Annotated in this window: 18 protein-coding genes; 16 read left to right on the top strand and 2 right to left on the bottom strand. The window is 73.3% G+C overall.

Annotated elements, in window-relative coordinates; translation table 11 throughout:
- Nucleotides 1-3: 3 nt before the first annotated feature.
- From ACZ6TV_RS44555 to ACZ6TV_RS44525, 7 genes are read left to right on the top strand one after another with little or no spacing between them, the layout of a single operon-like run.
- Entirely contained in the window at nt 4-6,987 is a 6,984-nt protein-coding gene (locus ACZ6TV_RS44555; protein WP_465305730.1) for an amino acid adenylation domain-containing protein, read from the top strand.
- On the top strand, nt 6,987-7,778 hold the full coding sequence (locus ACZ6TV_RS44550) for a hypothetical protein (protein ID WP_465305728.1): 792 nt from the start codon (nt 6,987-6,989) through the stop codon (nt 7,776-7,778). The genes ACZ6TV_RS44555 and ACZ6TV_RS44550 overlap by 1 nt, the downstream gene beginning before the upstream one ends.
- Before the next feature lie 5 nt (nt 7,779-7,783).
- On the top strand, nt 7,784-9,505 hold the full coding sequence (locus ACZ6TV_RS44545; protein WP_465305726.1) for a non-ribosomal peptide synthetase: 1,722 nt from the start codon (nt 7,784-7,786) through the stop codon (nt 9,503-9,505).
- Between the two features lie 35 nt (nt 9,506-9,540).
- Entirely contained in the window at nt 9,541-10,737 is a 1,197-nt protein-coding gene (locus ACZ6TV_RS44540; protein ID WP_465305724.1) for a DegT/DnrJ/EryC1/StrS family aminotransferase, read from the top strand.
- Nucleotides 10,734-11,195 carry an NUDIX hydrolase gene (locus ACZ6TV_RS44535; RefSeq protein WP_465305722.1) on the top strand — a complete coding sequence of 154 codons (462 nt, stop codon included), beginning with the start codon at nt 10,734-10,736 and terminating at the stop codon, nt 11,193-11,195. Before ACZ6TV_RS44540 ends, ACZ6TV_RS44535 begins: the two co-directional genes overlap by 4 nt.
- Entirely contained in the window at nt 11,192-12,136 is a 945-nt protein-coding gene (locus ACZ6TV_RS44530) for a TauD/TfdA family dioxygenase (RefSeq protein ID WP_465305720.1), read from the top strand. The genes ACZ6TV_RS44535 and ACZ6TV_RS44530 overlap by 4 nt, the downstream gene beginning before the upstream one ends.
- The gene (locus tag ACZ6TV_RS44525) at nt 12,130-12,396 is read left to right on the top strand and encodes a hypothetical protein (RefSeq protein WP_465305718.1); all 267 of its coding nucleotides are present in this window, start codon (nt 12,130-12,132) and stop codon (nt 12,394-12,396) included. The genes ACZ6TV_RS44530 and ACZ6TV_RS44525 overlap by 7 nt, the downstream gene beginning before the upstream one ends.
- Before the next feature lie 117 nt (nt 12,397-12,513).
- Here the strand turns inward: ACZ6TV_RS44525 and ACZ6TV_RS44520 are convergent, their stop codons facing one another.
- Nucleotides 12,514-12,663: a hypothetical protein gene (locus ACZ6TV_RS44520; protein ID WP_465305716.1), complete on the bottom strand. Its 150-nt coding sequence runs from the start codon at nt 12,661-12,663 to the stop codon at nt 12,514-12,516.
- Nucleotides 12,664-13,040: 377 nt separating this feature from the next.
- On the opposite strand from ACZ6TV_RS44520, the gene ACZ6TV_RS44515 reads away from it, so the two are divergent.
- The 9 genes from ACZ6TV_RS44515 to ACZ6TV_RS44475 all read left to right on the top strand — a co-directional run bounded on the left by ACZ6TV_RS44515 (nt 13,041) and on the right by ACZ6TV_RS44475 (nt 21,757).
- Nucleotides 13,041-13,694 carry a choice-of-anchor M domain-containing protein gene (locus ACZ6TV_RS44515; RefSeq protein ID WP_465305714.1) on the top strand — a complete coding sequence of 218 codons (654 nt, stop codon included), beginning with the start codon at nt 13,041-13,043 and terminating at the stop codon, nt 13,692-13,694.
- Nucleotides 13,695-13,723: 29 nt separating this feature from the next.
- Nucleotides 13,724-14,368, top strand: a complete 645-nt coding sequence (locus tag ACZ6TV_RS44510) for a choice-of-anchor M domain-containing protein (RefSeq protein ID WP_465305712.1) — start codon at nt 13,724-13,726, stop codon at nt 14,366-14,368.
- A gap of 81 nt (nt 14,369-14,449) precedes the next feature.
- A complete protein-coding gene (locus tag ACZ6TV_RS44505) occupies nt 14,450-16,294 on the top strand; it encodes a TIGR03773 family transporter-associated surface protein (protein WP_465305710.1) in 1,845 nt (614 codons plus the stop codon).
- Nucleotides 16,291-17,814, top strand: a complete 1,524-nt coding sequence (locus ACZ6TV_RS44500) for an anchored repeat ABC transporter, substrate-binding protein (protein WP_465305708.1) — start codon at nt 16,291-16,293, stop codon at nt 17,812-17,814. The genes ACZ6TV_RS44505 and ACZ6TV_RS44500 overlap by 4 nt, the downstream gene beginning before the upstream one ends.
- The gene (locus ACZ6TV_RS44495) at nt 17,814-18,647 is read left to right on the top strand and encodes a choice-of-anchor M domain-containing protein (RefSeq protein WP_465305706.1); all 834 of its coding nucleotides are present in this window, start codon (nt 17,814-17,816) and stop codon (nt 18,645-18,647) included. The genes ACZ6TV_RS44500 and ACZ6TV_RS44495 overlap by 1 nt, the downstream gene beginning before the upstream one ends.
- On the top strand, nt 18,644-19,369 hold the full coding sequence (locus ACZ6TV_RS44490; protein WP_465305704.1) for an anchored repeat-type ABC transporter ATP-binding subunit: 726 nt from the start codon (nt 18,644-18,646) through the stop codon (nt 19,367-19,369). The genes ACZ6TV_RS44495 and ACZ6TV_RS44490 overlap by 4 nt, the downstream gene beginning before the upstream one ends.
- Entirely contained in the window at nt 19,366-20,271 is a 906-nt protein-coding gene (locus ACZ6TV_RS44485; protein WP_465305702.1) for an anchored repeat-type ABC transporter permease subunit, read from the top strand. Before ACZ6TV_RS44490 ends, ACZ6TV_RS44485 begins: the two co-directional genes overlap by 4 nt.
- 31 nt (nt 20,272-20,302) lie before the next feature.
- Nucleotides 20,303-20,755: a Fur family transcriptional regulator gene (locus tag ACZ6TV_RS44480; protein ID WP_465305700.1), complete on the top strand. Its 453-nt coding sequence runs from the start codon at nt 20,303-20,305 to the stop codon at nt 20,753-20,755.
- A gap of 147 nt (nt 20,756-20,902) precedes the next feature.
- Nucleotides 20,903-21,757, top strand: a complete 855-nt coding sequence (locus tag ACZ6TV_RS44475) for a hypothetical protein (protein WP_465305698.1) — start codon at nt 20,903-20,905, stop codon at nt 21,755-21,757.
- Nucleotides 21,758-21,805: 48 nt separating this feature from the next.
- Here ACZ6TV_RS44475 and ACZ6TV_RS44470 read toward each other — a convergent pair whose 3' ends face one another.
- Nucleotides 21,806-23,683, bottom strand: coding sequence for a DUF4118 domain-containing protein (locus tag ACZ6TV_RS44470; protein WP_465305696.1), 1,878 nt, complete (start codon nt 23,681-23,683; stop codon nt 21,806-21,808).
- Nucleotides 23,684-23,837 lie beyond the last annotated feature (154 nt).

Below are 23,837 nucleotides of genomic sequence, written 5' to 3'. Positions count from 1 at the left end.
ACCATGCGCGATGAGATGCTCGGTTCCGAGGACGTTCTAGACCTGCTGCTCGACGATGAACTCGGCGGGAATGACCCGGACGGGACCCCTCGGCATCTCGGCGTGACCGCGGCGCACGAGGCGCCGCTGTCCTTCGCCCAGCGACCCGTGTGGTTCTTCGAGCGCTGGCACGCGGGCAGCCCCACCTACAACGTCGCCACGGCGTTCCGCGTCGCCGCGGACCTCGACGTGGACGTGCTGCGCCGGGCCCTGCACGACGTCGCGGCCCGCCACGACAGCCTCCGCACCGTCTTCGCCGAGCGGCACGGCGACCCGGTCCAGATCGTGCAGGCGGAGCCGGTTGTCGATCTGGTCGAACGCTCGGTCGGCGAGCTTCCGGCCGCCGACCGGGACGCCGCCGCGCTGCGGCTGGCCGAGGACGCCGCACGGACGCCGTTCGACCTCGCCACCGTGCACCCGTGGCGGGTCCTGCTGGTCCGCCTGGGCGCCGGCCGCTGCCTGCTCGGCATCACCGTGCACCACATCGCTTTCGACGGCTGGTCACTGGACATCCTGCTCGGTGACCTCGCCGCCGCTTACGACGCGATCGCCGCCGGCGAGCCGGCACCGGCGTCGCCCCGGTCGGCCCGCTACATCGACTTCGCCACGTGGGAGCACCGGCGGTGGCGCGGCGGTGCGCTGGAGTCGGAGCTGCGGTACTGGCGGGAGCAGCTGGCCGACGCCCCGGAGGCGCTCGCACTGCCGAGCAAGGACCGGCGCCCCGCCATGCAGACGTTCGTCGGCCGCACGCGCCAGTTCCCGGTGCCGGTGGGCACCGACGAGGCGATGCGCCGCGTCTGCGAGAGCCACGGCGTCACCCCGTTCATGACGATGCTCGCCGCGTTCCAGCTCCTGCTGGCCCGCTACACCGGCCAGACCGACGTGATCGTCGGCGTTCCGGTCGCCACCCGGGACTCCGCGAAGCTGGAGAACGTCGTCGGGCTGCTGGTGAACACCGTGCCGGTGCGGCTGCGGCTGTCCGGTGACCCGACCTTCGCCGAACTGCTCGACGAGGTGCGCAACGCGACCCTGGAGGCGTACGCGCACCAGAACCTGCCGTTCGAACGGCTCGTCGACGAGCTCAAGGTCGAGCGGGATCTGAGCCACAGCCCGATCGTGCAGGTCGTGTTCGGCATGAACGAGGCGCCGCAGCGCGGTCGTACCCTCGGCGGCGAACCGCTGGAACCGGTGCTGGTCGACCGGTGCACGGCCAAGTTCGACCAGACCTGGTCCATTGTGGATGGACCGCGGCCGATGGTCGAGGTGGAGTACAACACCGACCTCTTCGACGACGACTTCATGGCGGCGATGGTGACGCACTACCTGCGGCTGCTGGACGCCGCGGTGGCGGACCCCGCTCGCCCCTGCGGCGACCACCAGATGGTGACGCCCGCCGAGGTGCCGGCCGGGCCGCAGGTCGATGCCCCCGCCGAGCTCGTCGCCGCCGACCTGCCCGGCCTCGTCGAGTCGTGGGCCCGGCGGCGCCCGGACGCGGTCGCGCTCGTCGACCGCACCGGTGACCACACGGCTGAGCCCGCGGGCGGCCGTACCGAGCTGAGTTACGCCGAGCTCGACCGGCGCGCCGGACAGCTCGCCGCCGGGCTCGCCAGGCGGCGCGGGAACGGAGCCGGCGACCGCGGGATCGTGGGCATCTGCCTGGAGCGCGGCGCGGACATGATCGTCGCGGTGCTCGGCGTGCTGAAGTCCGGCGCGGCCTACCTGCCGCTGGACCCGGCCTACCCGCAGGAGCGGCTGCGGTTCATGCTCGAGGACGCCGGCGTCGACGTCGTGATCGCCGGCGGCAGCACCCGCGGACAGCTCCCGGACGGCGCGTGGTCGGTCATCGGCATCGAGGACGCCGCCGACGACGACCCGGGCCCGGCCGTGCCGGTGCGCGTGGACCCCGACGACCTCGCCTACGTCATCTACACGTCGGGCTCGACGGGCCGGGCCAAGGGCGTCGGCGTCACCCACCGCAACGTGACGCGGCTGCTGGCGAAGACCCAGCAGTGGTACGGCGTCGATCACGAGGACGTCTGGCCGCTGTGCCACTCCTACGCCTTCGACGTGTCGGTGTGGGAGATATGGGGCGCGCTCGGCCATGGCGGCCGGCTGGTCGTCGTGCCGCACGAGGTGATCCGCAACCCGGCGCGGCTGAGCACCGTGCTGCGCGAGGAGCGGGTCACCGTGTTCAACCAGACGCCGTCGGCGTTCCGTCAGTTCGAGGCCGCCGACGCGCAGCAGTCGCAGGACGGCCCGGACCACCTCCGCCTGGTGATCTTCGCCGGTGAGGCGGTGGACCTCGCCAGCGTCGGGCGCTGGTTCGACCGGCACGGCGAGGAGCGGCCCCGGCTGGTCAACATGTACGGCATCACCGAGACCACGGTGCACGTCACGTATCGCGTCCTCACCCGCGCCGACGTCGCCGCCGGGGTCAGCCCGGTCGGGGTGCCGATCCCGGACCTGCGGGTGCTCGTGCTGGATCGGTGGGGCAACGCGCTGCCCGCCGGTGTGCCCGGCGAGCTGTACGTCGGCGGGCCCGGCGTGGCCCGCGGCTACCTCGGCCGGCCCGCACTGACCGCGGAGCGGTTCGTGCCCGACCCGTTCGCGCCCGAACCTGGCGGCCGGCTGTACCGCTCCGGGGACCTCGCCCGCTGGAGCGCCGGCGGCGAGCTGGAGTACCTCGGACGCAACGACAACCAGGTCAAGGTCCGCGGCTACCGCATCGAGACCGGTGAGGTCGAGGCCGCGCTGGCCCGGCTGGACGGCGTCACGGGCGCCGCCGTGCGCATCCGCCGGGACGAGGCCGGCAACGCGTCCCTCATCGGCTACCTCGCCACCGACCGGGTGCTCGGCGTCGAGGACGTCCGTGCGGCGCTCGGTGCGCGGCTGCCGTCCTACATGGTGCCGGCCGTGTTCGTGTTCCTCGACTCGCTGCCGCTGACCCCCAACGGCAAGGTGGACCTGCGGGCGCTGCCGGAGCCGGCGAGCGGGCGCCCGGCGCTGTCGCAGGAGTACGTCGGGCCGCGGAACCCCGTCGAGGAGCAGCTCGCCGCGATCTGGCGGGTCGTGCTGGACCTCGAGCAGATCGGCATCCGCGACAACTTCTTCGATCTCGGCGGCGACTCGATCCGCAGCCTGCAGGTCCTGGGCCGGGCCCGGGAACGCGGGCTGGAGTTCTCGCTGCAGGACCTGTTCGCCACCCCTACCGTCGAGCGGCTCGCCGCCGTCGCCCGGGTGCTGGACGCCCCGCCGCCGCAACCGGACCGGGAGCCGTTCGCGCTGGTGTCCGCGGCCGACCGGGCGAAGCTGCCCGCCGACCTCGCCGACGCGTACCCGATGGCGACCCTGCAGACCGGCATGGTCTTCCACATGCAGCTGGACCCGGAGACCCTGCCCTACCACAACGTCAACAGCTACCACCTGCGCGCGCCGTTCGATGCCGAACGGTTCGGCCAGACCATGCGGGACGTGATCGACCGGCATCCGATCCTGCGGACCGGTTTCGACATCACCGGCTACTCGCAGCCTATGCAGCTGGTGTACCGCGACGCCACCGTGCCGCTCGTCGTGGAGGACCTCCGCGGCGTACCCGCCGCGGAGCAGGAGCGGCTGCTCGCCGAACTCGTGCAGCAGGAGCGGCAGCGTCCCTTCGACATCGCCCGCCCGCCGATGCTGCGGTGCTTCCTGCACCGGCGCACCGACGACACGTTCCAATGGACGCTGACCGAGCACCATGCGATCCTCGACGGCTGGAGCCTGTTCTCCACCCAGGCCGAGATGCTGCGCCGCTATCTGGAACTGCTGGCCGACCCGGCACTGCCGGTCGAGCCGGAACCGGCCTCGTCCTACCGCGACTTCATCGCACTGGAGCTCGACAGCCTCCGCGACAGCACCGACCGGGACTACTGGGCCGGCCGCCTCGCCGGTCTCGTCCCGGCGGACCTGCCGCGCTGGTCCCCGCCCGGCTCCGGCACGGTGCCCGTCGAGCGGTTCGAGACACCGGCCGACGGCGAACCGGCCATCGCCGGTGCGCGACAGTGGCGCACCATCGCCACGGCGTCGGGCTCCCACCGGTCGCTGGAGACGGCGGTGCCGCCGCAGCTGTTCCGGGACGTCATCGCGTTCGCCGCCGGGGCAGGCGTGCCGGTGAAGACCGCGCTGCTGACCGCCCACATGAAGGTGCTGGGGCTCATCAGCGGCCGCACGGACGTCGTGGCCGGGATCTCCTCCAACGGCCGGCCCGAGGACATCGGCGGCACCGAGTCGCGCGGTCTGTTCCTCAACGTCCCGCCGTTGCGGATCCGCCTCGGCGGCGGAAGCTGGGCGGAACTGGCCCGCGAGGTGTTCGGTGCGGAGCAGGAGCTGCTGCCGCACCGCCGCTACCCGCTGGCGCAGATGCAGTGGGACCTCGGGGTGCCCCGCATCTTCGACAACACCTTTCTGTACAACCATTTCCACGTCATGCAGGAGGCGCTGGGCGGCGACGTCGACGTGCTCGACGACCACCCGGACGACGACCTGCTCACCCGCGACGGCGGCACCGCCCGGATCCGGTTCGGCCACTCGTTCCGGGCGGAGCCGACCAGCTTCAACGTCTCCACCGGTTTCCTGCGCATCCCCGGCTCGGACCAGCTGCAGCTGCGCCTGGACTACTACGCCGAGGCGTTCACCGACGAGCAGATCGTCGCGATGCGCGACGCGTACCTCGCCGTCCTCGACGCGATGCGTCGCCCCGATGAGCGGCACGAGACGCTGCCGCCGCCGGACAGCGCCCGCCGGCATGCGCTGATCGCCCGGTCGCAGGGACCGCGGCGGCCCGTTCCGGCGCACGCGTGCCTGCATGAGCTCGTCGCCGAACAGAGCCGCCGGACGCCAGGCGCGGTCGCGGTCACCGACGCCGCCGGGGACCTCACCTACGGCGAGCTCGACCGGCAGGTCAACCGCCTGGCACACCATCTGCGCGGGCTCGGCGTCGGACCCGGCCGGGTGGTCGGGGTGGCCCTGCCCCGCAACCGCCACCTCGTCGTGGCGCTGCTCGCCGTCATGCGGGCAGGCGGCGCGTACCTGCCGCTGGACGACGCGTACCCGGCCGAACGGATCCGGTTCATGCTCGCCGACGCCGGTGCCGGACTCGTCATCGGCCGCGCCGACGGCACGGCGGGCGTGCCGGTGCTCGATCCGGTCGAGGACGCCGTGCAGATCGCGGCGCAACCGGCGGACGACCCGGGCCGCATCGCCGGCCCCGCCGACCTGGCCTACGTGATGTACACGTCGGGCTCGACCGGCACCCCGAAGGGCGTCGCGGTCCCGCACGCCGGAGTGGTCAACTACCTGTCGTGGTGCCGCGACGCCTACGCCCGCAACGGCGACGGCGGAGCGCCGGTGTTCTCCTCGTTCGCGTTCGACATGATCGTGCCCAACCTGTACACCCCGCTCATCATGGGTCAGCGCGTGGTGATGTTCGAGCACACCGACCCGCTCCGGCTCGGCGAGCAGCTCGCCGGCGCCGGACCGTACACCTTCATCAAACTCACACCGGGGCAGCTGGACATTCTGGCGAGCACGCTGGACGCCGGCGCGGCCCGGGCGCTCGCCGGCACCCTCGCCGTCGGCGCGGACGCATTCCCGCACCGAGTGCTTTCGGCGTGGCGGCGCCTGGACCCGGCCACGCCCGTGCACAACGAGTACGGGCCGACGGAGGCCTCGGTCGGCAACTGCGTGGAACTGGACTGCCCGGGCGACGACGTGGCCGGTGGCCTGGTGCCGATCGGTCATCCGATCCCCAACACCACCATGTACGTGCTGGACGACGACTTCGAGCCCTGCCCGGAAGGGGTCGCCGGTGAGCTGTACATCGGCGGCGACTGCGTGGTGCGCGGCTACGTCGGCCGGCCGGCGCTCACCGCCGAGCGGTTCGTGCCGGACCCGTTCGCCGAGCGACCCGGTGCCCGGCTGTACCGCACCGGCGACATCGGCCGCTGGCTGCCCGCCGGCAGCGTCGAGTTCCTGGGCCGCGTCGACGATCAGGTCAAGGTCAACGGCTACCGGGTCGAACCGGGCGAGGTCGAGGCCGCCCTGGCCGGGCATCCCGCGGTCCGGCAGGCCGTCGCCGCGCTCGTCGGCATCGGCGAGCACCGCAGGCTCGTCGCCTACTGGGTGCCCGGCGCACCGGCCACCGAGGAGGAACTCGCCGGCTACCTCGCCGAGCGGCTGCCCGCATACCTGCGGCCGGTCCTGATCGTGCCGATCGACGCGGTGCCGCTCAACGCCAACGGCAAGGTCGACCGCAAGGCGCTGCAGGATCCCCGCACGAACCGGGGCTACCCCCGCGAACTGGCCTACTGGGCGCAGGAGGTGCCCCGGCTGCGGTCCACCACCAGCCCCGTGGCGTCGCACCGCACCGAGGAGGTGACCGTCGCCGTCCCCGCCGCGGCGGCCCGGGCACTCGTGCGGCGCTGTACCGCCGACGGCGTGACACCGTACGCGATGGTGCTCGCCGCGCTCGTCGCCGCGTTGCCGTTCCCCGAGGCCCAGTTCGTCGTCGCGGCGACGGTGCCGTCCGGCGCCGGCGCGCCGGCCGACCAGGTGCCGCTGCGGTTCGAACCGCAGGACCGCGGGGCGCTGCCCGAGGTGCTGGGCGCGGTGCAGCACCGGGTCGCGGCGGGTCTCGGCCATCAGCTGCCGTCGCCGCTGCTGCGGGAGCTCGGCGACGGCACGACCGTGGACGTCGACGTCGACTACGCGGGGGAGACCACGGCGGCGGCCACGGAGGAGCTCGGCACCGGAAACGCCCCGCTCGCCGTCGGTTTCGACCCGGGCGTCACGATGCTGCGCTGCGCCTACGACCCGCGGCTGGTCGAACCGGACCGGGCCCGGCGGTTGCTCACCGCCGCTGTCGCCGCACTGCGCGGCCATGCGGGCGAGCCCGGGGCGGGGGCGGCGTGATGCAACCGACGCACACCGGGCAGACCTCGGCCGCATGGACCCCGCTGTGCGGGGACGGCACCGGCCGCCGGGTCCTGGCGTTCGACTTCGACGGCAGCGGGCGCCGGGAGGCGACCTTCCGTGACCTCGTCACGCTGCTGCCCGCCGGGTTCGACGTGAGCCACGCGGTCCCGCCTTCGACGCCGCCCGCGGAACCGTCCGAGTACGTGCGGTGGTGGCTGCCGGACGACGGCACGCCGCCGGTCGACGCGATCATCGGCTACTGCGCGGGCAGCGTGTTCGCCGGTGCGGTGGCCGACGCGCTCGCCGCCCGCCAGGCACGAGCCCCGGTCCTGGTGCTGTTCAACCCCGGTGCCCCGAGCGTCGGCACGCTGCGCCGCGACGCGGCCGGTGTGCTGGACGGCATGACCGTCCTGACCGCGCCGGAACGGGCGCGGCTGCGGGCGATGCTCGACGAGCCGGGTGACTTCGACTCCCTCGCCTCGCGGTTTCTGCGCCTGTACGCCCAGACCTGCGCCGTGGCGTTCGACCGGCTCGGTATCGCGGCCGACCTCGGCGACCAGCTGATCGGCCTGTTCCGTGCCTACCTCGGCTACCTCACCGCGGCCCGGCAACTGCGACGCCCCAGTTCGTGGGCGTCGGCGACGGCCCTCAACGCGGCCGACCACGAGGAGCCGTCCTGTACCGGCCGGACGCGCAGGTTCGCGGCCGGCCGGGCTGATCTGCTGCGTTCGGCACCCGTCGCCGCAGCCGCGCTGGAACTGATCGACACCGAGTACGACAGGTGGTGACCCGCATGTCCGCACCAGTGGTTCCGCAACTGTTCGCGGCCCAGGCCGCCCGCGTTCCCGACGCGGTCGCCGTGGCCGACGGCGCGCGCGTCCTCACGTACCGGGAGCTCGACGAGAGCTCCGACCGCCTGGCCCGGCTGCTCGTCGACCGTGGCGCCGGACCCGACCGGCTGGTGGCGGTGCTCCTGGACCGCTCCATCGAGCTGGTCGTCACCCTGCTGGCGGTGCTGCGATCCGGCGCCGGATACGTCCCGGTGGCCCCGCAGGACCCGCCGGCCCGGGTGCGTCACATCCTCGACGACGCCCGGCCCGTGCTCGTCGTCGCCGTCGATCCGGCCGACGCACCGCCCGGCGTGGACCGGGTGGATCCCGCCGGTTCGCCGCCGCCGGGCGCTCCGCCCCCGGGTCCCGTGCGATCGGGTGACGTCGCCTACGTCATCTACACGTCCGGCTCGACGGGCCGGCCCAAGGGTGTCGTCATCGAGCACGGTGCCCTCGGCGCCTATCTCGCGTACGCGGTGGGTGCCTACCCGGGCCTCGCCGGTCGCACCCTGCTGCACTCGTCGGCGTCGTTCGACATGGCGGTGACCAGCTTGTTCGGGCCGCTGCTGGCCGGCGGAACCGTCGCGGTCACCGACCTGCAACGGCTGGCCGCCGGGGACGCGCCGCCGCCGGGCACCGCCACGCTGCTGAAGGTCACACCGTCGCACCTGCCGCTGCTGGAGACAATGGCGCAGCCGTGCTGGCCGGTCACCGACCTGATCGTCGGGGGTGAGGCACTCGCCGGCGCCGACCTCGCCGCCTGCCGCCGGGCCCGGCCGCAGCTGCGCGTCGTCAACGAGTACGGGCCGACCGAGGCGACCGTCGGGTGCTGCGTGCACACCGTCGCGCCCGGCTCGGAGGTGCCGGACCAGGTCCCGATCGGTCGTGCCGTGGCCGGGACCCGGCTGTACGTCCTGGACGAGGCGCTGCGACCGGTCGCCGAGGGCGTCCGCGGTGAGCTGCACATCGCCGGCGGGCAACTGGCGCGCGGCTACCTGCACCGGCCGGGGGCCACCGCGGACCGCTTCCTGCCGGATCCGTCCGGCCCGCCGGGTTCGCGCATGTACCGCACCGGCGACCTCGTGCGGGCACTGCCCGGCGGGGACCTGGAGTACCTCGGCCGCATCGACGCCCAGGCAAAGGTCAACGGCTACCGGGTCGAGCCCGGCGAGGTCGAGGCGATGCTCACCACCTGCGCCGCCGTGCGCGCCGCGGCGGTGGTCGTGGAGCGCGGCTCCGGCGGGGCGCGCCTCGTCGCCTACGTCGTGCCCGCGGCAGGAGGCGACCCGGGCACTCTGGACCTTGCCGCCATCCGCTCCCACGCGGCGGCGAACCTGCCGGCGTACCTCGTGCCGGCCCGGCTGGAGGCGGTGCCGCGGCTGCCCCTGACCGCGAACGGCAAACTGGACCGGGCGGCGTTGCGGCCCGCGGACCCGTCGGACCGGCCCGCCGGCCCGCCGGCGCAGCAGCACCGCGAACCCGCCGCCGCGGAGTTGCTGCGGGGACTGTTCGCCGAGGTCACCGGCGCCGCCGAGGTTGGCCTCGACGACGACTTCATCGAGCTCGGCGGCAGCAGCATCGCCGCGGCGCGGCTGGTCACCCGCGCCCGCCGGGCCGGCCTGCAGATCGGGCTGATGGACGTGCTGCGCAAGCGGACCGTGCGCGACATCCTGGCCGCCGCGTGATGCGCCGACGGTCCGCCGTGAAGGGAAGGACTGACATGACCCCTGCCATCCTCGGCGGGCGGCCGATCCGCTCGACGCCGCTGCCGATCACCCGCCCCACGCTGAACACCGATGACGAGGTCGCCGACCGGTTGCGGGCGATCCTCGCCTCCGGTGACCTCACCAACGGCGTGCACGTCGCCGCATTCGAACGGGAAGCCGCCCTGTACCTCGGCGTCGCCGACGTCGTGGCGGTGAGCAGCTGCACCGCCGGCCTGATGCTCGTGCTGCAGGCATTGCAGCTGCGCGGCACCGTCGCCGTGCCCAGCTTCACGTTCATGGCCTCGGGCCACGCCGTCATCTGGAACGGACTGCGACCCGCCCTCGTCGACTGCGCCCCGGACACCCTCACCACCGGCGTGGGTGACGTCACGGGCGCGCTGACCGCGGGCGCGTCCGCGGTCCTCGGCGTGCACACGTTCGGTGTGCCGTGCCCCGCCGACGCCCTCGCCGCCGCGGCCGCGAGGACCGGTGTCCCGCTCGTGCTGGACTCGGCGCACGGCTTCGGCGCCAGGTACCCCGACGGCACCAGGGTCGGCACGAAAGGCGTCGCGGAGGTGTTCAGCCTCAGCCCGACCAAGTCGCTGCCGGTGGGGGAGGGCGGGCTGATCGCGACCGGCGACCCGGACCTGGCCCGGCACCTGCGGACCGCACGCAACTACGGCAACCCCGGCGACTACGACGCCCGCTTCGCCGGCCTCAGCGCCCGCATGCCGGAGATGGCCGCCGCGGTCGGGCGCAGCGGCCTGCCCCACGTGGACGGCTGGCTGGCGCGGCGGCGGGCGCTGGTCGGCCGGTACCTCGACAACCTCGCGGGCCTGCCAGGGCTCACCTTCCAGCGCGTCCCGGCCGGAGCGGTGAGCACCTACAAGGACTTCTGTGTCCTCGTGGACGCCGACGGTTTCGGGCTCGGCCGGGACCCCCTCGCCGCCGCGCTCGCCGCCGAAGGCATCGCCACGCGCAAGTATTTCGATCCTCCGCTGCATCGGCAGCGGGCCTACTCGCAGTACCAGGTGGCCGGCGGGGGCCTGCCGGTCACGGAGACCGTCGCGGGGCGGTGCCTGTCGCTGCCCCTGTACTCCCATCTGGACGGCGCGTCGGTGGACCAGGTGTGCACCGCGGTGCACGCCGTGCACCGGCACGCCGAGGCGATCGCCGCGCGGCTGACCGAGCGTGAGAGTGTCCCCTCATGAGCTACATCGCCGAACTGCGCGCCCTCGTCGGTACCCGCCCCCTCATCCTGCCCGGCACCTCCGTCATCGTCGTGGACGAACGCGGGCACCTGCTGCTGGTGCGGCGGACAGACATCGCCGGCTGGGGGTTGCCGGGCGGGTTCATGGAGCCCGGGGAGTCCTTCGAGGAGGCGGGCATCCGCGAGACGAGGGAGGAGACCGGCCTGCAGATCGAGGACCTCCGGCTGCTCGGCGTCTTCTCCGGTGCCGAGTACTACTACCGCTACCCGCACGGCGACGAGGTCCACAACGTCACCGCCGCGTACGTGGCCCGGCCCGGTGCGCTCCCGCTCGCGGTCGACGGCGCTGAGCTGGCCGGCGCCGAATACTTCGCACCGGACGCCCTGCCCGACGGCATCATCTCCCCGGAGCTGCCCATCGTCGAGCACTACCTCGCAGAGGAGAGGAAACGGACATGAGCGCCGACACCGCTGCCGGTCTGCTGCACAACGCCCACACCGCCGTGCTCGTCCACGACGTCGCGGCAGGCACCGCCGAGGAGCCGCTCGCCTGGGTGACACGGCACCGCGACGGGCTGCGCGCCCGGCTCCGCACCCACGGCGCCGTGCTGCTGCGCGGCCTGCCGGTGGACGTCGCCGTCTTCCACGAGGTCGTGCGGTGCGTCGGCGGTGAGCTGCTGTCCTACACCGAACGCTCCACCCCGCGCAGCGACGTCGGCGGCCACGTCTACACCTCCACGGAGTATCCGTCGGACCAGGCCATCCCCATGCACAACGAGAACTCGTACTCCGATCGCTGGCCCGGCCTGGTGTCCTTCTTCTGCCAGATCGCGCCGGGCTCCGGCGGGGCGACCCCGATCGCGGACAGCCGGCGGGTGTTCCAGCTGCTGCCCGAGCCGCTGCGGGAACGCTTCGCCGGCGGTGTCCGCTACGCTCGCACGTTCCGCGAGGACCTCGGCCTGGACTGGCCGGAGGCGTTCCAGACGACCGACCGGACGCAGGTCGAACGGTACTGCGCCGAACACGACCAGGACTGCGAGTGGACCGGCGACGGCCTGCGCACCCGGCACGTGCGGCCGTCGTACCGGACCGAACCGGTGACCGGCGAAACCGTGTGGTTCAACCAGGCCAACCTGTTCCACGTCGCCGCCTTGGAGCCCGAGGTCCGGGAGGCGCTGCTGGAGGCGTACGGCGAGCAGGACCTGCCCCGCCACGCGTACCTGGCCGACGGGACACCGATCCCCGACGACGACCTGACCACGATCCGCTCCGTCTACGACGAGGTCAGCCTCGCCGTCCCGTGGCAGGAAGGCGACGTACTGATGATCAACAACATGCTGATGGCGCACGGCCGCCAGCCGTACACCGGCGACCGCCGCATCCTGGTGGCGATGTGCTGACGCCGGCCACCACCCCGGCGCCGCCGCTCGCTGTGGCCGCTCGGCAGCTCGAGGCCCTCGCCGACGCCATGCGAACCGCGGCCGTCGCGGATCCGGCCGACCCCGGCTACGACAGCGTGCTGTGCCTGACCGAGTGCGCCGCCCTGGCCGCGGTGGCCCTGTCGGCAGAGCGGGACGAGGGCACACTGCGCGCCGCCCTGGCCGCCGCCCGCGCCGCGGTGCGCAGCGTCTCGTTCGCCCTCATCGAATCCAGCCGGTGATCCGCAGCGGCCGGAACCGGCTGACGTGCCGCACAATTTTGAGAACTGAGCTGTTGGAGCCGCAAAGTTGACGGTCGGTCGCGATACCGGCCTTCTGGCATGACAAAAACGCCCGGTCTACTCGTCGTCGTCCGCCAACGGCGGCGAGTCTGCGATCCGCCACAGGCGGAAGAGGTACTCCTCTTCAGCGTCGCGCCGGGCATGCAGGACGAACGTCCGGTAGGTCGGATGCACGAGCATCCGCCGTCGGACCAGCGGATTCGCCACGCGGGCAGCGTACCGGGACGGTGGGAGACCCACCGTCAAGGCGGGTCACGTCAGAACACCACGCGGACGAAGAGCTTGTCGCCGTCGAGGACCCGCAGGGCGCGGTAGAACTCGCCGGATGTGCCGCGCGCTCTCGTCCTGGTCGTCCAGGCGTTCGTCGACGACGTGCACCGGCCGATGGCCGGGGAGCACGGTCCCCCTGGCTCGGCCGACGTAGCCGGCCGAGTCCGCGTTCGCCTGCGCCGGCCGTGTCCTGTGTGGACACTCGCCATCGGTCAAGACGATCTCCCGGGAGCGCGGTGGGGGCTTGACGTCTTATTGAAAATGATTATCGTTACGGATAGCCCGCCCCTGGCGGGAGACTGAGGAGGATTGGTATGCGGGTTCGTATCCCGTTGCTGGGTGCTGCCACCACGGCGTTGACGGTCGCGGTGCTGGCCGCCGGCACCCCGGCGCAGGCGTCCGGAGTGGTGCTGTCGCAGGGTCATGTCGACGCCGTCGACGTGGCCTTCGAGGGCGGTGCGTTCGAGCTGTCGGTGCATGACGAGACGGTCGATCCGGATGTCGAGCGTGACCCGGCGTCCGTGGTGTTCAAGGTGCCGTCGCGGGCCGCGGTCACGGTGCCGGCGGACCCGGCCTACGCGTTCCTGGGCTCGCCGGGCTCGACCGTCTACGTGCTGCCCGAGGTGCAGGACCCGGCGCTGCTGTGGGCGGGACTCGCCACGGAGGAACTGGAAGCGGGCGTGTTCGCCGGTGACAGCGTCCGGATCCGGTTCCGGCAGGTGCTCGGCCCGGACGGGTTCAGCCTGTTCGCCACCGACCCGGCCGGCGCGCCGCTGGTCGCGGTGGACAGCGAGAACGGCCTGCCCGACATCGTGACGCTGCCGGTGGCGACCCATGCGCACTACAACTGGGCGTTCGAGCGGCCAGGCACCTACCGGATCAAGGTCGACGTCACCGCGCGGCTCGCGTCCACGGGCGCGACGGTCACCTCCGGCGCGGTGTGGCTGAAGTTCGTCGTCTGCGCGTGACCCCCGTTCATCCATCGAGAAGGAAACCCATGAGACTGTTCCGCCGGTCCGCAGCCGTGCTGACCGCCGCCGTGGTGCTGCTGGGCGTGGCCGCCGCGCCCGCGGCCGCCGCCACCATCCAGTCCGGGCACATCGACGGGCTTGACATCGACTACGTCAACGGCGCCCTGAGCCTCGACATCAAGACGTACAGCCCGGTCAACGACGACCTGTCCCCGTCCGGCACGACGCTGCGGCTGCTCTCGTCGTCGGCGATCACCGTGCCGTCCGGCGCCGCCTGGTCGTGCCTCGGCACGGCCGGTTCCACGGTGTACGTGGCGCCGCAGACCCAGAACGCGAACCTGCTGTACGCCGGCTGGAACGCCGAGGACGTGCCGGCCGCGCAGGGCCCGGTGAAGCTGGAGCTGGTGAGCTGGACCGCCCCGGCCGGCGGGCGGTTCGCGGTGTACACGACCGCCGGGTTCCCGGCGACGCCGACGTTCCGGCTCAACACGAACGCCGCCGCCGGCTGCCCGGTGCCGGTGTGGTCGGGTGGCGTCGCCGCCGGCACGCACGCCCACGGCAACTGGGCGTTCTCCCAGCTCGGCACCTACACGCTCACGTTCAAGGCGACCGCCCAGAACGGCGCCGGCGCGACGTCGGGCAACGTCACCTACACGTTCCAGGTGGGCTGACCCCGACCGGTCCGCCCGGCCGCACCGGCCGGGCGGACCGGCTTCCTCCACCGGGCCCTCTGGATAGAACGGTTATTGAAAGTGAAACTCGTTTCAATGTCGGGTGCGGTGCTCGCCGCTGCCGGGGTGCTGGTCGCGATGCTGGGCCCGGCGGCGGCACCGGTGAGCGCCGCCCCCGGTGCGCCGGCGCCGCCCAGCCGTCAGCGGACCGTGCTCAACGACGTGCACACCGACCTGTTGTTCGTGGACGACGCCGACGGCCGGCTCGACGTGCGCACCCGCATCGGCAACGGCGCCGAGGCGACCTTCGCCGACCCGGCCGACGTGCTGGTGCAGCTGTTCGACACCGACACCTCGAGGCTGGCGGTGCCGGACCTGCCGGACTACGCGTTCCTCGGCGCCGCGGGCGACCCGATGTGGATGGCGCCGGAGATCCAGGACTACGCCCTGGTGTGGCCGGGCTGGTCCACCGAGGGCATCGAGCCGGGCGCGATCGCCGGTGACTCCGTGCGGTTCCACCTGCGCGACGTACGCGGGCCAGGGCGGGTCGAGGTGTTCGCGTCAGGCCCGGTGGGGGAGCCGTTGCGCTACTTCAGCTCGGCGGACCCGGCGTACACCAGCGGCTCGTGGCCGGTGATGACGCACGCGCACGCGAACTGGGTGTTCACCGCCCTCGGCCGGTACGTGCTCACGTTCGAAGTCACCGCGGCGCACCCGGACGGCCGGACGATCAGCTCAGGCCCGGTCGAGCTCGCCTGGTTCGTCGGCGGCACCTCGGCGGCCGACATCCCGGCCGCACCGACGTCCACCAGCCTCACACCGCCGACGGCCGTCTCGACGGCAGGCGAACCGGTCATCCTCGCCGCGACGGTCGAACCAGCCGGCGCGGACGGCTGGGTGGAGTTTCTCGACGGCGACACCGTCCTGGGCCACGAGCCGGTCACGGCGGGCGCCGCCACCTTCACCGTCACCGGCCTTGCCGCCGGCGGGCATCAGCTGTCGGCCCGGTTCGTCCCCAGGTACAGCACCGACTTCACGCCGTCGGCCGCCGCGGCCGTCGCCCACCAGGTCACCGGCGGATCGCCGTCCGCCGCACCCAGCTCCTCGCCGGTCTCCAGTCCGGCGCCCTCCCGCACTGTCTCGCCGGAGGCGACGACACTCCCGGCGACCAGTACGACCGCGCCACGTCCTGCGTCGTGCGCGCCGACCTCCCGTACCGGCGGCGTCGTCATCTCCTCGGGACACGCCGACGTCGCCGTCCGGCTGGAGAGCGGCCGACCCGTCACCAGGATCAAGGACGGCACCGGCGGCGGCGCACCGGTCTGGCGTGCCCCGTCGGACGTGGTGTTCCAGCTCGGTGCCGCAGCGACGGCGACGGTACCGGCCGGACCGTTCGACTTCCTCGGCGGGCAGGGCGCCACCGTGTGGCAGGTGCCGCAGACCCAGAAGGCGGGCGTGCCGTGGCTCGGCTGGAACACCGAGGAAGCCGGTCAGACCGGCGGTCCGGTCACCTGGAAGCTCACCGGCGTCGACGGTCCCGGCACGGTCGCGGTGTTCGAGTACGACGCGTTCGGCCAGCCGAAGGTCGTCTTCAACAGCAAGGACGGCCTGCCGGACAGCCTCGCCGTGCCGCTGGGCACCCACGCGCACGGCAACTGGGCGTTCACCAGGCCCGGCGCGTACCGGTTGACGTTCAGCCACACCCTCGGCGGCGCGACCGCGACCTCCGTGGTGACGTTCGCGGTCGGCGGCATCGACCCGAAGACGCTGCTGCCCCGCACGACGAGCACCGGCTGCGCCGCCGCGGACGGCCGGCTGCCCCGCACCGGGACGGCGCTGTCGCCGCTGATCGGCGCCGGAGTGGTCATGGTCGGCGCCGGCGCGGTGCTGGTCGCCCTGACGTACCGGCGCCGGAGGACGGCGTGAACGGCCGGCGCGTTCTCCGCACGCTGATCGCCCTGGCCACGGTCGCCGGCTGCGGTGCCGCCCCGTCCGGCGACGCCGCCGTCAGGGTGGTCGCGACCACCGAGATCCTCGCCGACCTGGTGCGTGCCGTCGGCGGGGACCGGGTCACCGTCGACTCGGTCGTGCCGCCCGGCGGTGACCCGCACTCCTACGAGCCGACCCCCAGCGACGCGAAGACGATCGCGAAGGCGGACGTGACGTTCACCAACCATCTGCTGCTGGAGGAACACGCGCTCATCAAGGCGATCGACGCGAACGCGCCGAAGGACGCGCCCAACGTGTCCCTCGCCGAGTCCGCGGAGGCGTACGGCGCGCAGGTGATCCCCCTTGTGGAGAACATCGCCCTGGACGTGCCGTGGGTCGGGCTCGCGGTGCGGGGCAGCGGCGCCGCCCGCGGCGCGTCCCGCGCGTCGGAGGTCAGGCTGACCGCGACACAGCTCGACGGGCCAGGGCGGCTGGCGGTGTACCTGACGCACGCGCTGGGCCAGCCGGAGGTCTACGTCGACTCCGCAGACGGGCTGTCCCCGGCCGACACCGTGGTGTTGCCCCCTGACGCGCACACCCACGTCAACTGGGCGTTCAGCACACCGGGGAGCTACCGGCTGACGCTGTCCGCGGCCCTGTCCAACCCGGACGGCGTCGTACAGCCGGTGGCGGCGGGCACGTTCACGTTCGCTGTCGGTGTGGACCCGCACACCGTGGCGGGCGGGGCCACCGTGCTGGACCGTGGCCACACCGATGTTGCTGTGGACCTCGACCGCGGCGACATGTACGCCTGGACCGACGCGGACACGCCCGGCACGCAGCGGGCCGTGCCCGCCGCCGACGTGGTCATCGACGTGCCCAACCGCGCCCTGGACACCGTGCCGGACGACCCGCGGTTCGCCTTTCTCGGCCGGGCCGGTCAGAGCATCCACCAGCTGCCGCAGGCGGTCCTCGGCAAGCACGTCCACGGCGAGATCGACCCGCACCTGTGGCAGAACGTGGCCAACGCCAAGGCGTACGTGCAGATCATCCGCGACACCCTCGTCACCCGCGACCCGGCCGGCGCGGACGGCTACCGGCGCCGGACCGCCGGCTACCTCACCGAGCTCGACCGGCTCGACCACGACGTGCGGGCCAGGATCGCGACGATCCCCGCCGACCGCCGGCAACTGGTCACCACCCATGACGGGTTCGGCTACCTCGCCCGGGCGTACGGGCTGACCGTCGCCGGGTTCGTCGTGCCGAACCCGGCGCAGGAACCCAGCGCCGCGCAGGTCCGCAAGCTCACCGAGACCATCGCCAACCTGCGGGTGCCGGCGGTGTTCATGGAACCCAACCTCTCCAGACGGGCGAGCGTGCTCACCCAGATCGCGAAGGATCAGGACATCCGCATATGCAAGCTCTACGGCGACGCGTTCGACGACCAGGCAGGAACCTACCTGGTGATGATGCGGCACAACGCCGACGAACTGGCCACCTGCCTCGGTGGTCCGTGATGGCCGCCGCCGTGCTGGCGGTGTCGCCCGCGCTGCCGGGGCTGCCGGCACGGGCGGCGCCGGCGCCGGTCGTCCTCGCCGCGGGCCACGCCGACCTCGGACCGCGCCTCGTCGACGGCGGCTGGCGCGTCCAGGTCCGCGACGACACCGTGCGCCCGCCGGCCTGGCGGGCCCTCGACGAGGTCGTCGTCCACGCCGTCGACGCCACCCGCGCGCAGGTCCCGGCAACGGCGCAGTTCGCGTTCCTCGGCGCCGCCGGCAGCGACGTGTGGATCCTGCCGCAGGTGCAGCGCCCGGACGCGGTCTGGCTCGGCTGGAACACACAGGACCCGACCGTCGCCACGACGATCCAGCGGGAGGTGACCTGGCGGGTCCATCAGGTCAGCGGCCCCGGCAGGTTCGCGCTGTTCCTCAACGGCAACTTCGGCGCCCCGCAGGTCGTCTTCGACAGCGGCAGACCGCTGCCCCAGGACAGCGGTGTCGAGGTCAACACGCACGTGCACGGCAACTGGGTGTTCACTGCCCCGGGCGCGTACCGCATCGACCTGGAGATGACCGCCACCGGCGCGGCCGGGGAGCCGCACAGCGGACGCGGCACCCTGCGGGTCTACGTCGGCGCCGGCGACCCGGCCACGGCGTTCCCCGCGGCGTCCTCACCCGCGCCGGGCGGCGGCACCGGCCCGGCAGCGCCCGAGGCGGTCGCGGTGGCCGGCGACGCGACGGCGGGCCGCGCATGGTTGTGGCCGGCCACCGGCGCCGGAGTGCTGCTCATCGTGTCGGTGCCGCTGGCCGTCGTACTGGTGCGGCGCCGGAACCGCAGGGCCGAGCGGTGAGCGCCGCGACCTTGCAAGTCCGCGGTGTGGGGGCCCGGCTCGCCGGGCGGGAGGTGCTCGCCGACGTCGACCTGGCCGTGCACGCCGGCGAGATCGTCGGGCTGATCGGACCCAACGGCGCCGGGAAGACCACCCTGCTGCGGGTGGTCCTCGGCCTGCTCGACCGGCATGCCGGCACGGTCAGCGTCGCCGGGCAGCCGGCCGGCCGTGCCCGCGGCAGCATCGGCTACGTCCCGCAACGCCACGAGTTCGCCTGGGACTTCCCGATCACCGTCGAGCACGCCGTCCGGACCGGGCTCACCCACCGCACCCGGTGGCTGGGCCGCCCACCCCGCGACCACACCACCGCCGCGCTCGCCGCCCTGGAACGGGTCGGCATGGCCGGGCTGCGGCACCGGCCCGTCGGCGAACTGTCCGGCGGGCAGCGGCAACGGGTCCTCGTCGCCCGGGCCCTGGTCCTGCGGCCGGCGCTGCTGCTGCTCGACGAGCCCTTCACCGGCCTCGACCAGCCGACCCAGACCCTGCTCACCGACCTGCTGCGCCGCCTCGCCGTCGACGGCACCGCGCTGCTGGTCACCACCCACGACCACACCGCCGCCAACCGGCTCTGCGACCGCATCTGCCTGCTCAACCGCACCGTCATCGCCGACGCGGCCCCCGACGAGCTGCGCGACCCGGCCGTATGGCTGCGGGCGTTCGGCGTCACCGGGGCGACCTCATGACCTTCCTCGACCTCATCGCCGAACCGTGGGACCACGCGTTCATGCAACGCGCCCTGCTCGTGGCCGCCATGTCCGGCATCGTGTGCGGCGTCGTCGGCAGCCACGTCGTGCTGCGCGGCATGGCCTTCATCGGCGACGCCGTCTCCCACGCCGTCTTCCCCGGCATCGCCGTCGCCTTCGTGCTCAAGGCCGACCTCGTCATCGGCGGCGCCGCCGCGGGCCTGGCCACCGCGCTCGCGATCGCCGCCGTCGCCCAGAACCGCAGGCTCAAGGAGGACACCGTCATCGGTGTGTTCTTCGCCGCCGCGTTCGGGCTCGGGATCGTCGTGCTCAGCAGCGCCCCCGGCTACAGCGGCTCGCTGGAGTCGTTCCTGTTCGGGCAGATCCTCGGCATCGGCGACCGCGACGTGCTGACCGTCGCCGGCACCGGTACGGCGCTGCTCGCCGCGGCCGCGATCCTGCACAGCCGGCTGGTCACCGTGAGCCTCGACCGGGAGACCGCCCGCGCCAACGGGCTGCCGGTCGCCGCGCTGGACGTCGCCCTGTACGCGATGGTCGCCCTCGCCATCGTCATCTCCCTGCAGGCCGTCGGCAACATCCTCGTCCTCGCGCTGCTCGTCACCCCGGCCGCCTGCGCCAGGCTGCTCACCGACCGGCTCGGCACCATGATGCTCGTCGCGCCGCTCATCGGCTCGCTCGGCGCCGTGTGCGGCCTGTACCTGTCGTACCACCTCGACCTCGCCGCGGGCGGGCTGATCGTGCTCGTGCTGACCGGCGCGTTCATCGGCTGCTGGCTGCTCGCACCACGGCACGGCCTGCTGGCCCGGACGCGGCTGCGCCGGGCCCGGCCGGAACCCGACCCGGCCGGCAGGCTGCTGCCATCGGAAACGGCGGGCCGATGACCACCGGAATGCGGCACCGCGGTGATGACACATGAGCCCCTCCTCGGCGTCGCACGGAGCGGAGCGGCGCCACGTGGGATGGCCCGCCGCCGGTCGCCAGCACCGCACCCGCCAGCGCCGTGCGGTGCTGGAGCTGCTCGCGGAGACCGCCGAGTTCATCAGTGCCCGGCAGGTCCACGCCCGGCTGCGGGAGCGGGGATCGCCGATCGGGTTGACGACCGTCTACCGAACCGTGCAGGCCCTCGCCGACGCCGGAGAGGTCGACACGGTCCGGGTCGACGGCGGGGAGCAGCGGTTCCGGCGGTGCCGCGAGGAACGGCACCATCACCACCTGATCTGCCGGCACTGTGCCCGCACGGTCGAGGTCACCGGCCCGGGCGTGGAGGCCTGGGCACGGCAGATCGCCCGGGCACACGGCTACTCCGAGGTCAACCACACGCTCGAGCTGTTCGGCACGTGCACCGATTGCCGTCTGCCTGAGTGACGGTCCGATCCCCGGTCCCGTGTCGTCACAACCCGACCCGGTCTGGCAACGATTGCGCGACGACGTTCTGAGCCGGCGGTTTCCGCGCCGAACCGGACACCCGGAATCGCCGTGGTCATGCCCGCCATTTTCGACGACAATCAATGCATGGGGGCACGGGGATTTCTCGCACAACTTGCCGGGCTCACGGCGACGATCGCGCTGTTCTGGACACTGCACGAGCAGTTCGAAGGGCGTTCCGCGGCCCGCCCGGCGCTCGTGCTCGGCGGTGCGCTGCTCGCCTGGTGGCTGCTGCGCTCGGCGTTCACCGGCGTCGAATGGCGGGTGCGGCTCGGCCGGCTCGCGACCGGCCTGATCCTGAGCGGCGGCGCGGTGTACTACGGCCGGGCCCCGCTGCGGTTCCACGTCGTGCTGCTGGCGCTGGCGGTGGCGATGCTCGCCGCGCGGGCACTGTGGTACGGCAAGGTTCCCTGGCGTGCCCTGATCGCGCTGTGGCTGGTGCTCGCGATCGCCGGCCGATATGTCGGTCAGGCGCTCGCGCTCGTGGTGTTCTGGGTCCCCGACCGGCTCACCGGCCTGGTCGACGGCTGGCTCGGCGTGCTCGTCGGCCTCGTGGTCTGGCCACTGTGGGCGGTGGTGCTGGCGTTCACGCTGGGCGTCTACCAGTCCTACACGCTCGTCCGCGAGCGCGTCACCCACAGCGTGTCGACCTCGTGGGGATACGGCCCGACCACGCACACCGACACCACGGAGAACTGGCAGGAGACGGTGTTGCAGGGCCCACCACCGGCGACCCATCTCCGCCCGCTCACGACGCTGGGGTACACGGCCGGCGGCTGGCACACCAACTCGTCGGGCGGTGGCAGCTTCACGTCGATGTCGACGACGTCGTGGTCGACCGGCCGGTGGCACCACCGGGGCCTGCAGTTTCCCCCGGCCTACGTGCCGGTGTGGGCGGCGTCGCTGACATCCGCCATCCGACGGAAACGGGCAGACGCGTAATGCTGTGATCAGGCGCCCCAGCGCGCTCAGGGCGGGCGCCCAGTCGCGTCACGTGCCGCCGAACGGCCGGCCGGCCGCCGTGGCCTGCTGGTCGTGGCCGTTCACGGGCAGTTTCACGCTGAGGGACGTGCCGTGGCCGGCCGAGCTGGTCAGTGTCAGCGTGCCGCCGAGTGCCTCGACTCGGTCGCGCACGCCGGCCAGGCCCTGACGCGGATCGCCGCCGTCGAGGCCGTCGTGGTGGACGGTCACGGTGAGGACCTCGCCCGGCGCCGAGTCGTCCGGCGCTGAGACGTCCGCGACGATGTCGAGGTCCACGTCGATCGCCGAGACGTCGGCGTGCCCGGCGGAGGTGGCGAGCGCTTCGGAGACCACATAGTAGGCGGCGACCTCGACGTAGCCGGGCAGGCGGCGCTTCGGTCCGGTGCGGACCGCCACCGGGACCGGGCAGCGGCGGGCGAGGGCCTTGATCGCGGAGCCCAGCCCGCCCTGCGAGAGGATCGCCGGATGGATGCCGCGGACGATCTGCTGGAGATGCTCCAGGACGCCGGTCAGCCCCGTGGCGGTGTCCGACAGCCGGGACCGTAGCTCGCCGAGCTCCTGGGGGACCAGCGCCTCGGCGGTGCGCATCTCGAGCGCGAGCGAGATGAGCCGCTGCTGCACGGTGTCGTGGAGGTCGCGTTCGATGCCGCGGCGGGCCTCGTCGGCGGCGAATACGAGCCGGGCACGTGACGCGGTGAGCTCCGCACGGCTTTCACTGTTGGCGATCGCGGTCGCGACGAGCTCGGTGAACTGGGCCAGGTCGTGCTCGGTGCCGGGTGGCGGTGGGCCGGTCGGCCCCCACAGGGCGAGCAGGACGCCCCATACCCGGCCGTCGACGACGATCGGCGCGCCGGCGGAGGCGTCGAAGCCCTCGGCGCGGGCGAGGTCGGCGAGCGGGCCGTGGCTGCCGGTGCAGGAACCCATGCGGGCCGGACGGGAGTCGCGCAGCACCATCCCCGTGACGCCGCCGGACGGGTCGAGCCGCCTGCCGAGCATCGGCTCGGCCGCTGACTTGCCGTACTCGGCGACGACGGTCACCGTGCCGGGCCCGTCCCGGCGCAGCACCCGCGTGGCGTCCGCGGCGAACAACTCGGCCGTCTCGGCGGCGACCGCGGCGACGAGCTCGGTGGGGGCGACGCCGCGGGCGACGAGCACCGCCACCCGCCGCAGCGCCTCCTGCTGCGTGAGGAACTCCTCCACCTGTGCCCGGCCCGCCTGCAGCGCACAGCCGGCCCGCAGCGCTGTCGCCAGACCGGGCACCACCCCGTCCCGCAGCCGCTCCATGACACGGTCCGGCAGATCCGCGGGCACGACCAGCGCGCCGGGGCGCAGCGGCAGCTGGACCCGGCCGTCGCGCGGCGGCTCCTCGTCGAGGTCGATCGTCGCGTACGGCACCTGCATCGCCTGCGCGAGCCGGTCCGAGGCCTCGGGAAGTACCGCCCGCACATCGTCGGCGCCGAGGATGAGCCGGGTCAGCTCGGCGACCACGTCGGTCTCCCGGCGCCGTTCGACGGCCTCGAGCGCACGGGCGCGGGCGAGCTGCGCCACCGAACCGCCGACCACGGCGACCATGAGGTACACCGAGAGCTCGAGCCAGTCCCGCCAGTCCTCCACGCTGAAGAGCCTGACCGGCGGGGTGTGGAAGTAGTCGAACGCGAGCGCGCTCACGATCGACGTCACCACACCCAGCCACAGGCCCCACACCGTGGCGACGACGAGCACGCCGAGCAGGTAGACGAGGGCCAGGGCCTCTCGGGGAGCGGCGTGCCGCAGCGGGTAGACCAGCAGGGTCTCCACGACGATGAACCCGGCGCCGACCGCGATCCCTGCCGACAGTGGCGGCGGGCTGAGCCGTACCAGCCAAGCCGCTAAGCGTCCCTGCATCATCGGCACTCTTCTTGAGCACGTCGGTCCCGCCGCGCGGGGCAGCCGGAGCCGGTCGAGTGGAGGCAACGAGTCGATGCTAGGGCGGCGGGGCGCCGAACGCCGCGCTCGTGGCGGTCCGGGCGCCGCGGACCACCCCTTGTTTCACCCCCGCCGC

This window comes from Dactylosporangium sp. NPDC051087, from assembly GCF_055586325.1.
The sequence above is the reverse complement of the archived record's forward strand: the minus strand, read 5'-3'. Positions and strand labels throughout refer to the sequence as shown.

Bases quoted from the DNA above. Each gene is read 5' to 3' on its own strand.
- ACZ6TV_RS44475 (WP_465305698.1), top strand. From the start codon at position 20,903: ATGGGGGCACGGGGATTTCTCGCACAACTTGCCGGGCTCACGGCGACG.
- ACZ6TV_RS44510 (WP_465305712.1), top strand. From the start codon at position 13,724: ATGAGACTGTTCCGCCGGTCCGCAGCCGTGCTGACCGCCGCCGTGGTG.
- ACZ6TV_RS44515 (WP_465305714.1), top strand. From the start codon at position 13,041: ATGCGGGTTCGTATCCCGTTGCTGGGTGCTGCCACCACGGCGTTGACG.
- ACZ6TV_RS44485 (WP_465305702.1), top strand. From the start codon at position 19,366: ATGACCTTCCTCGACCTCATCGCCGAACCGTGGGACCACGCGTTCATG.
- ACZ6TV_RS44495 (WP_465305706.1), top strand. From the start codon at position 17,814: ATGGCCGCCGCCGTGCTGGCGGTGTCGCCCGCGCTGCCGGGGCTGCCG.
- ACZ6TV_RS44550 (WP_465305728.1), top strand. From the start codon at position 6,987: ATGCAACCGACGCACACCGGGCAGACCTCGGCCGCATGGACCCCGCTG.
- ACZ6TV_RS44555 (WP_465305730.1), top strand. From the start codon at position 4: ATGCGCGATGAGATGCTCGGTTCCGAGGACGTTCTAGACCTGCTGCTC.
- ACZ6TV_RS44480 (WP_465305700.1), top strand. From the start codon at position 20,303: ATGAGCCCCTCCTCGGCGTCGCACGGAGCGGAGCGGCGCCACGTGGGA.
- ACZ6TV_RS44470 (WP_465305696.1), bottom strand. From the start codon at position 23,683: ATGATGCAGGGACGCTTAGCGGCTTGGCTGGTACGGCTCAGCCCGCCG.
- ACZ6TV_RS44530 (WP_465305720.1), top strand. From the start codon at position 11,192: ATGAGCGCCGACACCGCTGCCGGTCTGCTGCACAACGCCCACACCGCC.
- ACZ6TV_RS44545 (WP_465305726.1), top strand. From the start codon at position 7,784: ATGTCCGCACCAGTGGTTCCGCAACTGTTCGCGGCCCAGGCCGCCCGC.
- ACZ6TV_RS44535 (WP_465305722.1), top strand. From the start codon at position 10,734: ATGAGCTACATCGCCGAACTGCGCGCCCTCGTCGGTACCCGCCCCCTC.
- ACZ6TV_RS44540 (WP_465305724.1), top strand. From the start codon at position 9,541: ATGACCCCTGCCATCCTCGGCGGGCGGCCGATCCGCTCGACGCCGCTG.